Here is a 13,322-nt window from a genome sequence, read left to right as displayed (position 1 = left end):
AGGAGGGGAAGGGAAAAACTCGCTGCGCTCAAACAGTTTCCCTTCCTTTTTCCTCCTTGCAACAGAAATTCAAGGCGCCGCATAGGGCAGGAACGTCAAAGGCCAAACCATCGATCACCAGTGCAGCAGGCACCAACAGCACAACGCAAAGCAAAGCAAGCAACACCAGCAGCAAACCAGTGCCACCCAGGCCAGCACACCGACGGTGTGGCCGTTGACGTTCCTGCCCTTGATGGCGCCTTGGATTTTTGTAAGCGGGCGGAAAAAAGACGGGGAACTGTCTGAGCGCAGCGAGTTTTCCCCGTCTCCGCCCGGTTACAAAATCCAAGGGGAAGTCGCCATCTCGGGCGCGCCTTTCTTTGCTTACTTTCTTTGGCAAGACAAAGAAAGTAAGTCGCCCCCGGCGGGGGAAACAAAGGATGCGCCGCCGCGCCAACCCATCAAACCACCAGTTCCAAATTCCGAACTCAACACGCGGAGCAATTTTCTCGGCACGCCGAGCTCAGAGCTCGACGCACGGAGCTTTTTGCTCGGCGCCCCGAGCTCAGAGCTCGACACACGGAGCTTTTTGCTCGGCGCCCCGAGCTCAGAGCTCGACACACGGAGCTTTTGCTCGGCACGCCGAGCTCAGAGCTCGACACACGGAGCTTTTTGCTCGGCGCCCCGAGCTCAGAGCTCGACGCATGGAGCTTTTTGCTCAGCGCCCCGAGCCCAGAGCTCGACAGCGGGACGGCAGACCGCCGAGTGTCGCGGTCTGCCGCTGCTTACAGGAACATCCCGCCCGACGCCTCAATACGCTGCGCATTGATCCACCGGTTGTCCGGCGACAGCAACGAGGCCACCACACCGCCAATATCGTCCGGCAGCCCAGCACGCCCCAGCGCCGTATTGGACGCGACCATCGCATTGAGGCTCGCGTTGTCGCGCACGGCACCGCCGCCAAAGTCGGTCTCGATGGCGCCCGGCGCCACCACGTTCACGGCAATGCCGCGCGGGCCGAGTTCCTTCGCCAGATAGCGCGTGAGCACCTCCACCGCGCCCTTCATTGCCGCATACGCGCCGTAGCCCGGCAGCGCAAAGCGCGCCAGCCCCGACGAGATATTGACGATGCGCCCGCCGTCCGCCATGAGCGGCAGCAGGATCTGCGTGAGGAAGAACACGCCCTTGAAATGCACGTTCATCAGCTCGTCGAACTGGGCTTCGGTGGTTTCGGCCACGGCGGCATGCACGCCAACGCCAGCGTTGTTGACGAGGTAATCGAAGCGCTCGGCCTTCCACTGCGCCAGCACGCCGCGCACGGCCTCGGCAAAGGCGGGGAACGTGGCGATCTTGCCGGCGTCGAGCTGCAACGCGGCGGCACGGCGGCCCTGGGCTGTCAGTTCAGCGACAAGGGCGTCGGCTTCGGCGCGGTTGCTGCGGTAGGTGAAGATCACGTCGGTGCCGCGCTGGGCCAGCTTCTGCACCATGTTCTTGCCAAGGCCGCGGCTGCCGCCGGTGACGATCGCGATGGGGGTATGGGTCTGCGTCATGTTTGCTCTCCGGTTGGTTTTGGGTTGGGTGTCGAACACCGTGAGAGCATGGTATTGGGCGACAAACAAAGAATAAATCTCGCTTATCCTATCGCTGTGTTTGCCCACAAATAACAATCAACCCGTCCGCCATGTCCACTAACCGACTCGAAGCCATGCAGATTTTTGTGCGCGTGGCTGAACTTGCCAGCTTTACGCGCGCCGCCGAAGCCTTGAGCATTCCCAAGCCGGCCGCCTCGGTGGCGGTGCAGCAGCTGGAAACGATGCTCGGCACGCGTCTGCTGCACCGGACCACCCGCAAGGTGCAGCTCACGCAGGACGGCCAGACGTTCTACGAGCGCTGCCAGGATCTGCTGGCCGACATGGACGAACTGCAGACCATGTTCCGCCAGAGCACGCAGGCCCTGCGCGGACGCCTACGGGTCGACATGCCGGTCGGCGTTGCACGCCGCATCGTCATCCCCGCCCTGCCCGCGCTGCTCGATGCCCACCCCGAGCTGGAAATCGAACTCTCCAGCACCGACCGCCGCGTCGACCCGGTACGCGAAGGCTTCGACTGCGTACTGCGCATCGGCACCCTGACCGACAGCAGCCTCATCGCCCGCCCGCTCGGCCAGTTGCATCAGGTGAACTGCGCCAGCCCGGCCTACATCGCGCGCTATGGCATGCCGAAAACGCTCGATGACCTCGACCACCATCGCATCGTTCATTACGTGCAGACGCTGGGGACGAAGTCGCCGGGGTGGGAATACACGGTGGACGGCCGCTCGGCGTTCCGGCCGATGAAAGGCGCGGTGACGGTCAACTCGGCCGAGAGCTACGACGCAGCGTGCCGCGCGGGGCTGGGGATGATCCAGGCGCCGGTGTACGCGGGGCTGTCGTCGGCGATTGCGGACGGTACGCTCCTCGACGTCATGCCCGACTTTCGGCCGCCGCCGATGCCGGTGTCGCTGGTGTATCCGAACCGGCGGAATCTGCCGGTTCGGGTGCAGGTCTTCATGAACTGGATGAGCGAGTTGTTGGGCCCGTATCTGGAACCGCTGGGCATGAATGCGTAGGCACGCCGACTTGCGGCCGGTGTAGTCTCACGGCTTGCCGCCGCCCGCAACCTCACCCCTGCCCCGGTCATGAAAGCTCTCCGATATTGCGCAACGTGCGCGCTGCTCGCGTGCAGTGTCGCCATCGCCTCTCCCGATGAAGATCGACTCGGCAAGGCGCAAGGCTATCCGCTTGCGCCAAGCGCGGCGCGCATCCACGAGGCGCAGTACATCGTGGGCGCCTTCAGCGGCATGGACCGTATCTCGCCGTCTTGCGACCTGGCGCCAGCCGAGCAACCGGCACCGCTCAAGACTGCAGAAAAGGAGGCGGATGTCCGGTATCGCTTCCGCAACCATGACTACACGCTTGCGGACTACATGGAGCATCAGCGCGCGACCGCCGTGCTGATCGTTCAGGACGGCGTCATCCTGGCCGAGCATTACGGCTACGACCGCACGCGCGACATGCGCATGCTGTCCAACTCGATGGCCAAGACGCTGGTTGCACTGGCCATCGGCAAGGCGCTGGAGGATGGAAGCCTGCGCTCGCTGGATGACCGTGTGGACCAATACGTGCCCGAACTGGCAGGCACGCTGTACGGTGGAACGCGCATCGTCGATCTGCTGCGCATGGCCTCCGGGGCGAAGTACGTCGAGGACTACACGCCCACCGACGACCGGGCACGCTTCCTCAAGACGGCAGCGAAGCAAGGCGTGCTCGCGGCAGCGGCCCAGGTCCACGAGCGCGCCGACGCACCGGGCACGCGCTTCAACTATGCGGGCGCGCAAACCGAAGTGTTGGCGCTCGTGCTGCAGGCGGCGACGCACCGCAGCCTGTGCGACTTCGTTGACCACAAGCTATGGAAGCCGATGGGGGCCGAAGCCAAGGCGACCTACCTCCTGCGCCAATCCGACGGATCGGCGTTTGCACAAGGCGGCTTCAACGCGACGGCGCGGGACTACGCGCGCCTCGGGTCCATGCTGGCCAACGATGGCGTGGTGCAAGGCCGGCAAGTCGTGCCGCGCGACTTCCTGCTCGACATGACCGACGCAGCGCGCCAGCCCGATGCGTTTCGCCCGGGGCAGATGACGTATCACGGCAGCCGCTATTACGGCTATGGCTACCAGGTCTGGCTTCTGCCGGGAGAGGCGCGGCGATTCGTGCTGCTCGGCGTCCATGGGCAGGCGATCTACGTGGACCCGCAGTCCAGGCTCACCATGGTTCATCTTGCGGTGGGCCAGGACGCGGCGGGCGATGCGAGCGGCGCGCACCTGGGCGCGGAGCGCGATGCGTTGTGGCGCAGCGTTGTCGACCGGTTTGGTCGATAGGCGCGCCGCTGATGCTGGTGAGAAAAACGCGCCGAGATCACGTCGGCGCGTTTTTTCTTTCAGCACGCGGCTTCCGTTAAAACCGATGGTTGACCCGCACGTACGCAGACTGCGCAGACACGTGGCTCGTGTTGATGGTGGCATCCACGCCCAACGACACCGTGGTTGCCTTGGCTGCCTGGAGCGTGACGCTGGCCCCCGTCGTCAGGAACGAACGGGGCAGATCGGTGCCCGGGGCCGCGAACACGGTGCCGTCCTGGCTCTGCACCTGGACGACGCGGCCGGCGTTCATCAGCTCGTGCGCATAGCCCAAGCGAAGCTGCACGTTGACGGGCCGCACATCGCCGAAGGCCTTGTCGAGCGTGACGCCCACATACGGCTGGAGACTGCGCGCGCTGTCCGGGCCGACTTGCAGGTTCTGGCCGTTGGCGCCGTCCTCTCCGAAGCCGCTGCCGCGCACATAGGCATAGCGCATGCCAACGTGCGGCGCGAGGCGGAGGCCGCCCATCTCCATGGGCAAGCTGGCCTGCATGGCGGCCGTGAATTCGTGCGCGAGATGGTCGCCCTCCGCGGTGCCCACGCTGCCGAACGGCCGCTTCTGCGAGAAGAAGTCGAGCCCGTAGCCGATCGTGGCCGACAGGTTGACGGCGCCCATCGGCTGCGCGCCGTAAAGGGCCACGCGGAGCGTGTCGATGGCGCCCGATGCGCCGGTCGTGTCTTCGCCGAGCGTGGTGTGCGTGTAGCCGCCCGCGGCGCCGACGGTGGCTGCGCCCATGCGGCCCTCCGCTCCGGCGAGGAACCCATAGGCGTGCGTGAGGAAGCCTGGCGCATTGCCTGTGCCGCCCACCTTCGTGCTGGAGCCGCTGGCCGTAGCCCATACGTTGTTGGAGCCGCCCAGCGCGCCTTGGGGCCCGGACAACCGGCCGAGCAGCGCGGCGTTGGCGCCCTGCGCCTGCAGCAGCGCCGTGGTGCCTAGCGCCGTGTAGATGGAGGTCTTTGTCGGTGCGACCACGGTCGGGCTGCCTGGGGTGCCGGGCGCTGTCGCTTCTGCGAGGAGCAGATCGACCGCATTCGTTCCGTAGTCCACCGAGGTCTGCAACGTACCGAGGTTGGCTCCTGCCGTTGCCGTGCTGACGTTTGCGAAGCGGCCGGTCACGCCGCTGCCGGCGCTCAGCACGGTGTAGCGGCGCGCGGTATAGGTGCCCGGATCGAACACGATGGCAAGCGACCCGCCGAGCGCCGCGGCACCGCCCACACGCAGTTGCGAGGCATCCGTCGGGCTGACCTCGATGGCGAGCGTCCCAGTCGAGCCCTGCGTGTAGTTGCCGCCGATCGAGAGCGTGCCGATGGAACCGCCGGGCGCGACCACCCCGCTGCTGCTCACGTCGCCCGAAACCGTGCCGTGGCCGCGCAGCGTGCCCAGCGCGTTCACCAGGACATTGCCGCCAAGCACGGCACTGGCGTTTGCCGCGTCGCCGACGGCCAGCGTGCCGCCAGCCACCGTGGTCGACCCCGAGAAGCCGCTGCTGACACCGTTGAGCGTGAGCGTGCCCGTACCCTGCTTGATCAACGACCCATTGCCGCCCAGGCTGCCGCTGAAGGTTTGAGACGAATCGTCAGCCAGCGTCAGCGCGCTGCCATTCAGCACCACGCGGCTGCCGGCCACGCCCGAGAGATGCGCGACCGTCTGGTTGGCGCCTGCGGACAGATCGAGTGCCGAAGTTGCGCCCGTGAGCGTGATCGTCGTACCCGACGCCAGGCGGCCGGCACCCGTCAACGCCAGCGTGCCGGCGTTGATCGTCGTTGCACCGCCATAGGTGTTCACGCCGGACAGTGTTTGCGTGCCGCCGTCCAGCGTGAGGCCGCCCGTACCGCTGATCGCGCCGCTGAAAGTACCCGCCGCGTTGGCGAGCGTGAGGGTCCGGCTGCCCAGGGCGACACTGCCCGAGCCCGTCAATGCATTGATGGTGGTGCCGGACGTCGTGCCCGAGATGTCGAACGTGCCGTTGTTCACGACGCTGTTCGAAGCCGCAATGCTGCCGGCACCCGACAGTGCCAGCGTGCCCGCATTGATCGACATCGAACCGGTAAATCCATTGACCCCCGACAGCGTTTGCGTGCCACCGCTGACCGTAAGGCCACCCGTCCCGCCGATCGCGCCGCTGAACGTGCCCGCTGCATTCGCCAATATCAGCGTCTGGCCACCCAGAGCGACGGCACCTGTGCCCGTCAAGGCGCTGATGGTGGCGCCCGAGGTCGTCCCGGCGATGTCAAAGGTGCCGTTGTTCACCACGCCGCCGGAAGCCGCAATGCTGCCGGCTCCCGACAACGCCAGCGTGCCGCCGCTGATCGTCGTTGCGCCGGTGAATACGTTCACACCCGACAGCGTCTGCGTGCCAGCCGAGACCGTGAGGCCACCCGCGCCGACAATCGCGCCGCTGAAGGTACCGGCTGCGTTGGCCAGCGTGAGGTTCCGGCTGCCCAGGGCGACCGTGCCCGTGCCGGTCAAGGCGTTGATGGTGGCGCCGGAGGTCGTCCCAGAGATATCGAAGGTGCCGTTGTTGACCACGCCGCTGGAGGCGGCAATGCTGCCGGCGCCTGACAACGCCAGCGTGCCCGCATTGATGGTGGTACTGCCGGCATAGCCTGCCGTGCCTGAGATGGTGAGCGTGCCAGCCCCGGCCTGCACCAGATTGCCGGAGCCGCTGATGGTGCCGGCGTACGTAACCGTATCGCTGCGGTTGAACGCGAGCGTGCCGTTGTTGACGATATTGCCCGCCACCGAGCCGGTGGTGCCGCCGTTGCCGATCTGCAGCGTGCCGGTGGTGATGGTGGTCGCGCCCGTATAGGTGTTGTCGCCCGTCAGCGTGATCGTTCGACTGCCGGTGACGCCCACGCTGCCCGCGCCCGATATGACGCCTGACACCACGAGGTTCGTCGTGGTCGAATCGAGCGTGACGCGCGACGTGGCGTCGCCTAGCGTGACGTTGTTGGACAACGAGAGGCCTGCGCTGCCGGCGGTGATCTTGGCCACTGCGCCCGCTGCCACGTCGAGGTTGCCGATGATGTTGGAACCCGTCACCAGTTGCAGCGTGTTGTTCGTCCCGTTGAACTGGATGGCCGCCGCCCGCGTCACGCCGTCGCTGAACAACCCGCCGCTGATCGTGCCGCCATTGACGATGACCGCGCCGTTGGCGATGACACCCGCGCCCGCGGCACCGCCGTTGCCCGCGCCGCCGGTAATCGTGCCGACATTGGTGAGCACGTTGAACCCGGCAGCCAGGTTGACGCCCGCGCCACTGGCACCGGCCGTGCTGCCGCCGCCACCCGCAGCGCCGCCAACACCGCCCACGATCGTCCCAATGTTGGTCACCTGGGTGCCGGAACCCAAGGTCAGCAACCCATCGCCACCGCCACCGCCGCCGCCCGGGTTTCCGCCGCCCCCTCCGTTACCGCCATTGCCACCGACCAGCGTCCCCTGGTTGTTGACATCGGCCGCCGGCGTCACCATCACCAGGGCAGCGCCACCGCCGCCGCCGCCGCCGCCGTTGGAGGCCGGCCCCGATGTGCCGGCTCCGCCATTTCCGCCGGCGCCACCCTGAACGGTCATGCCGCTGTTGACCGTGACGCTGGTGCCCGTGGAGTACACGCCGGCGCCGCCGCCCCGGCACCGCCAGCGAAATTGAATCCGTCGAACGCTTGGCCCGCCCCGCCTTGTACGTTCGTATTGACCACCGCATCGCCAGCGAGCACCACTGCCGGCGCCCCGCCGGGGCCGTTTTGGCCGCTGTCGTTGAGGGCCCCGGTGCCGCCAGTCCCACCTGACGTTGCACCGCCAGGGATCTGCACCGTTGCGCCGCCGTTGCCCAGCCCGGACGAACCGCCGCCACCGCCGTTACCGCTGCCCCCATTGCCGCTGCGGTTCGGGATGCCGGCGCCGCCGGCCGCGCTGCAGTTTGCGATCGTGCTGGGCGAGCACGTCGCGGCCCAGCCTGGGAGCGCTGCGCCGGCCAGCCCAAGCGATACGCTGATTGAAACGATGGAGGCTCGCCGACGCGTGCGCGTCGTGTCGCCGGTGGCGTCAACACCCCCGTGCGACGCTTTTGTCAGTTCCGATACCACTTGCGGAGCGCGCAAGCTGCGGCTCCAGACCAGCCGATAGACCCGGTTCATGTCGATCCCCTCGTTGCATAGACCCATGGGTCGGGCGCTGGCCGTTGAGAGGCAGGACCGTGGCGCGGGTGACCCGTTTTGTGTTGTCGTTCTCTGGCGCGCCGGCGGCGGGTACTGCGTTTTCGGCTCATAGGCCGGGGCGCATGCGCGCGAAATATAACACTTGCCTGGGAAATATTGCCCGGGCTATTGGTCAGGGTGGCTGCGCGGGCTCAATCTGCCCGACGGAAGGCAAAAAAACGCGCCGAGTCGCCCCGGCGCGTTTTTCGTTTGCTGCTGAGCGGACTGCTTACGCCATCCACTTCCGCGCGTTGCGGAACATCCGCATCCACGGGCTGCTGCCGTCGCCGGCGGCTTCCCATTCCTTCGGATGCCAGCTCATCTGCACGGCGCGGAACACGCGTTCCGGATGCGGCATCAGGGCCGTGAAACGGCCGTCATGCGTCGTCACCGAAGCAATGCCCTGCGGCGAGCCGTTCGGGTTCAGCGGGTACGTCTGCGTGACTTCGCCACGGTTGTCGACGTAGCGCAGGCCGACGGCGACCTTGCCGATGTCGCCTTGCTGCGAGAAGTCGGCATAGCCTTCGCCGTGCGCGACGACGATGGGAATGCGGCTGCCTTCCATGCCCGCGTAGAAGATCGACGGCGATGCCTCCACCTGCACGGTCACCAGACGGCCTTCGTACTGCTCCGACTGGTTGCGCGTGAACTTCGGCCATGCGCCGGCGCCCGGGATGATCGGGGCGAGGTTCGCCATCATCTGGCAGCCGTTGCACACGCCCAGCGCAATCGAATCGGTGCGGTTGAAGAAGGCGGCGAACTGCTCGGCGAGCATGCTGTTGAAGAGGATCGTTTTCGCCCAGCCTTCGCCCGCGCCGAGCACATCGCCGTAGCTGAAACCGCCGCAGGCGACGAAGCCCTTGAAGCTGGCGAGGTTCGTGCGACCGGCCAGCAGGTCGCTCATGTGGACGTCGTAGGTGTCGAAGCCGGCCTTGTCCATCGCGTAGGCCATTTCGATCTGCGAGTTCACGCCTTGCTCGCGCAGGATCGCCATGCGCGGGCGGGCGCCCGTGGCGATGAACGGTGCGGCCACGTCTTCCGCAATGTCGAACGTGAGCTTGGGCGAGATGCCCGGGTCTTCAGCGTCGAGGATGCGGTCGTATTCACTCTGCGTGCACTCGGGGTTGTCGCGCAGGCTGGCGATGCGCCAGGAGACGTCCGTCCAGGTGCGTTGCAGTTCGATGCGCGACGCGCTGAACACCTTCTTGGCGTCGCGCCAGATTTCGATGTAGTCGTTGGCGTTGGGCGCGCCGATCACGTGGCTGCAACCGGCCAGGCCGTGCTCGCGCAGCACCGCAAAGACGGCGTCGCGCTGGGCCAGCGGCACCTGGATGACGGCACCGAGTTCTTCGGCAAACAGCGCGCGCAGCGTCAGGTCGGCGCGCGGCCGGAAACTTGCTGCGCCCAGTTCTTGGCGTCGCCGTAGTCGGATTCATGCGCGCCGTCGAGCGTGAGCATGTCGACGTTGATCGACACGCCGCAGTGGCCGGCGAAGGCCATTTCGCAGACGGTTGCCCACAGGCCGCCGTCGGAGCGGTCGTGATACGCCAGGAGCGAACCGCTTGCGTTCAGTTGCTGGATGGCGGCGAAGAAGCGTTTGAGGTCTTCGGCGTCGTCCACGTCGGGCACGCTGTTGCCGATCTGCTCCGTGACCTGCGCCAGGATGCTGCCGCCCATGCGGTTCTTCCCGCGGCCCAGGTCGATCAGGATCAGCGTGGTGTCTGCCGGCGCGTTGGCCGATTCCACTTGCTTGAGCTGCGGCGTGAGCGTCTTGCGCACATCCGTCACCGGGGCAAACGCCGAGACGATCAGCGAGACCGGCGCGACGACTTCCTTCGCTGCGCCGTCGTCTTCCCACTTGGTGCGCATCGACAGCGAATCCTTGCCCACCGGAATGCTGATGCCCAGTGCCGGGCACAGCTCCATGCCGACCGCCTTGACCGTGTCGTACAGGCGGGCGTCTTCACCATTCACGCCGCAGGCCGCCATCCAGTTGGCCGACAGCTTCAGTCGCGTGAGCGAGTCGATCGGCGCAGCGGCGATGTTGGTGATGGACTCGCCGATGGCCATGCGGCCCGATGCCGGTGCGTTGATGACAGCCAGCGGCGTGCGCTCGCCCATCGTCATCGCCTCGCCGGCGTAGCCCTTGTAGTCGAGCGTGGTGACGGCCACGTCGGCCACCGGCACCTGCCACGGGCCGACCATCTGGTCGCGCGTGTTCAGGCCGCCCACAGTGCGGTCGCCGATGGTGATCAGGAACGACTTGCTGGCCACCGTCGGATGACGCAGCACGTCGCGTGCAACGACTTCCAGGTCCAGGCCGGTGACATCGACTTCCGGCAGTTCCTGCGCAACGCGGCGCACGTCACGGTGCATGCGCGGCGGCTTGCCGAGCAGCACGTCCATCGGCATGTTGACCGGGAAGTGCTCGGGCAGATCGGCTGCGGTGTCGCTGTCGACGACTTGCAGCTGCTGCTCGTCCGTGGCGAAACCGACCACCGAGAACGGCGCGCGCTCGCGCTCGCACATGGCCTGGAAGCGCGGGAAATCGCCGGGGCAATCGCCAGCGTGTAGCGCTCTTGCGATTCGTTGCACCAGATTTCTGCCGGGCTCAGGCCGGACTCTTCCAGATGCACCTGACGCAGGTCGAAGCGCGCGCCCTTGTCGGCACCATCGACGAGTTCCGGGAAGGCGTTGGAGATGCCGCCCGCGCCAACGTCGTGGATCGACAGGATCGGGTTGTCCTCACCCAGCGCCCAGCACGCGTTGATGACTTCCTGCGCGCGGCGCTGCATTTCGGGGTTGCCGCGCTGGACGGAATCGAAGTCCAGGTCGGCGGTATTGGTGCCGGTGGCCATCGAGCTGGCAGCACCGCCGCCCATGCCGATGCGCATGCCGGGGCCACCCAGCTGAATCAGCAGCGTGCCGGCCGGCAGGCCGTGCTTGTGCGTGTGGCCGGCATCGATGTTGCCGATGCCGCCGGCGATCATGATCGGCTTGTGATAGCCGCGCACGGTGCCGCCGACGTTCTGCTCGTAGACACGGAAGTAGCCGCCGAGGTTGGGCCGGCCGAATTCGTTGTTGAACGCGGCGCCGCCGATCGGGCCTTCGATCATGATCTGCAGCGGCGAGGCGATGCGGTCAGGCTTGCCGACGGGGCCCGGTGCGGCTTCATTCGGATTGCGGTGCGCCACGGGCTGGGCGGTATCGCGCGCGTTTTCCCACGATTGCACGGCTTCCGGCAGCAGCAGGTTCGACACCGTAAAGCCTGTCAGACCGGCCTTGGGCTTGGCGCCGCGGCCCGTCGCGCCTTCGTCGCGGATTTCACCGCCCGCGCCCGTCGACGCGCCCGGGAACGGCGAAATGGCCGTCGGGTGGTTATGCGTCTCCACCTTCATCAGCGTATGCGTGAGGGCTTCGCGGCGGCCGTATTGCGGCACGCCCGTCTCGCCTTCGGTGCCCGCATGCGGGAACCAGCGCTCGGCCATGCCGCCTTCCATCACGGCGGCGTTGTCCGAATACGCGACGATCGTGCCCTGCGGCGCAAGCTGGTGCGTGTTGCGGATCATCGCGAAGAGCGATTTGTCCTGCGTTTCGCCGTCGATGGTCCAGTCGGCGTTGAAGATCTTGTGGCGGCAGTGCTCGCTGTTGGCCTGCGCAAACATCATCAGCTCGACGTCGGTCGGGTTGCGTTCGAGCTTGCGGTAGGCGTCGACCAGGTAGTCGATTTCATCGTCGGAGAGCGCCAGGCCCATCTCGACGTTGGCGGCTTCCAAGGCACGACGACCAGCATCCTGGCCACCGGCGATATCGACAAAGCGCAATGCCTTGGCGGGCAACACGTCGAACAGGCCGTAGCCGGCTTCGCGCGAGTCGATGACGGTTTCGGTCATGCGATCGTGCAGATGCTCGGCGACGGCGGCGCGAGTGGCGTCGTCGAGGTGCTTGGCAGCGCCGGTCAGGCTGCGGATGAGGCCCTTCTTGCACGTGACGGTGAATTCCACGCCGCGCTCGATGCGATGGATTTGCGGCAGTGCGCAGTGGCGGGCGATTTCCGTCGCCTTGCTGGCCCACGGCGAGATCGTGCCGAAACGCGGGATCACCACAAAGCGGTCACCCTCGACATCGGCCGGGGCGGGCGAACCGTAGGTCAGCAGCGCTTGCACACGGGCGGCTTCATCGGCCGACAGCGGCGTATCGGCGGCCACGAAGTGCAGGTATTGGGCACTGACGGCGTCGATGTCCGGATCGATGCGCTTGAGGGTGGAAAGCAGGCGTTGCTGGCGGAAGGCGGACAGCGCGAGAGCGCCGGGAAAGCACGAGAAATGCGCCATGGTGGGCAAGGCAGGCAGTAGCTGGAAGGAGGGACTTCCCGGCGTGCGCGGGAAAACCGCTATTGTACCTTGCCCGGCCCTTGTTACCGACCCTCAAATCGGCCTGAAATGCGCCTGCCTCGGCCGGAAATTGTCGAAAACGCCCGTTTTACAGCGACGTGGCGGACCGTGCCGCCTGCTCGTACAGGCCCGTCAGCACGCGCAGCAGGCGCGCCAGTTCGCCAATTTCGGCATTTTCCTCGCCGCTGGGCGAAATATTGCTGGTCAGGCACTGCTCGCGGATCTCGCGGTACCGGGCGCAGGCCTTTTCGCCGGCTTCGGTGGTCGTGTAGGTGACTTCCTTGCCGTTGCGCGTGCCCTCCACCAGGTCCATCCCCTGCAGTTTCTTGAGCGAATACGTGACGAGGTGGGTGTCTTCCACGTTGAGCACGAAGCAGATGTCGGCCAGGCGCTTGGCGCGGCCACGGTGGTTGACGTGGTGCACCACCAGCACGTCGAGGAAGGTCAGGTCGCGCACGCCGGCGGCGGCCATGCAGCGCACGCACCAGCGGTTGTAGGCGTTGTAGGCGGTGTTGAGCGCAAACTCGAACTCCGACAGCTCCGGGCTGCGCGCCGACACCAAGTGTGACGAAGACACGATCGGCCCGCCCTTGCCGGCGTCCTCATTGGCTGCGGATTGCGGCAGATCAGCTTTCGGGGTGGTCGGCGATTTGGACATTGCAACGGGCAGGGAAAGGACCGGAAACGCGGGCTATTGTAAGAGAATAGATCGTCATGTCTGCATGGATAAAAGCGTAGTTGCCATGTCCTCACACCCCACCTGGCGCGAAATCCTGATCGACGGCGCCCTGGCCGCGCAC

General features: G+C 66.4%; 5 protein-coding genes and 2 pseudogenes. 2 read left to right on the top strand and 5 right to left on the bottom strand.

What is annotated here, in order from left to right; all coding sequences use genetic code 11:
- Window positions 1–28 precede the first annotated feature (28 nt).
- Both OWR21_RS05340 and OWR21_RS05335 read right to left on the bottom strand, forming a co-directional pair.
- The gene (locus tag OWR21_RS05340) at window positions 29–175 is read right to left on the bottom strand and encodes a hypothetical protein (protein ID WP_332394745.1); all 147 of its coding nucleotides are present in this window, start codon (window positions 173–175) and stop codon (window positions 29–31) included.
- 589 nt (window positions 176–764) lie between these two features.
- A complete protein-coding gene (locus tag OWR21_RS05335) occupies window positions 765–1,529 on the bottom strand; it encodes an SDR family NAD(P)-dependent oxidoreductase (protein ID WP_316899142.1) in 765 nt (254 codons plus the stop codon).
- A 131-nt stretch (window positions 1,530–1,660) separates the two neighbouring features.
- Here OWR21_RS05335 and OWR21_RS05330 point away from each other — a divergent pair, with 131 nt between their 5' ends.
- Together OWR21_RS05330 and OWR21_RS05325 are read left to right on the top strand one after the other, a co-directional pair.
- The gene (locus OWR21_RS05330) at window positions 1,661–2,587 is read left to right on the top strand and encodes a LysR family transcriptional regulator (RefSeq protein ID WP_332394744.1); all 927 of its coding nucleotides are present in this window, start codon (window positions 1,661–1,663) and stop codon (window positions 2,585–2,587) included.
- Window positions 2,588–2,656: 69 nt separating this feature from the next.
- Complete coding sequence (locus OWR21_RS05325) at window positions 2,657–3,895, top strand: serine hydrolase domain-containing protein (protein ID WP_332394743.1); 1,239 nt, start codon at window positions 2,657–2,659, stop codon at window positions 3,893–3,895.
- 76 nt (window positions 3,896–3,971) lie between these two features.
- Here OWR21_RS05325 and OWR21_RS05320 read toward each other — a convergent pair.
- The 3 genes and pseudogenes from OWR21_RS05320 to OWR21_RS05310 form a co-directional block, all read right to left on the bottom strand.
- Window positions 3,972–8,068: pseudogene (locus OWR21_RS05320) on the bottom strand (autotransporter domain-containing protein).
- Window positions 8,069–8,357: 289 nt separating this feature from the next.
- Window positions 8,358–12,462 (bottom strand): annotated as a pseudogene (gene purL / locus OWR21_RS05315) (phosphoribosylformylglycinamidine synthase).
- Between the two features lie 148 nt (window positions 12,463–12,610).
- Window positions 12,611–13,180 carry a winged helix DNA-binding protein gene (locus tag OWR21_RS05310; protein WP_004626997.1) on the bottom strand — a complete coding sequence of 190 codons (570 nt, stop codon included), beginning with the start codon at window positions 13,178–13,180 and terminating at the stop codon, window positions 12,611–12,613.
- Window positions 13,181–13,322 lie beyond the last annotated feature (142 nt).

The sequence above is a fragment of the Ralstonia sp. 1B3 genome, from assembly GCF_036631435.1.
This window is presented reverse-complemented; position numbering and strand designations above follow the sequence as displayed.

Coding starts and splice junctions, on each gene's coding strand:
- OWR21_RS05335 (WP_316899142.1), bottom strand. CDS start 1,529: ATGACGCAGACCCATACCCCCATCGCGATCGTCACCGGCGGCAGCCGC.
- OWR21_RS05330 (WP_332394744.1), top strand. CDS start 1,661: ATGTCCACTAACCGACTCGAAGCCATGCAGATTTTTGTGCGCGTGGCT.
- OWR21_RS05325 (WP_332394743.1), top strand. CDS start 2,657: ATGAAAGCTCTCCGATATTGCGCAACGTGCGCGCTGCTCGCGTGCAGT.
- OWR21_RS05310 (WP_004626997.1), bottom strand. CDS start 13,180: ATGTCCAAATCGCCGACCACCCCGAAAGCTGATCTGCCGCAATCCGCA.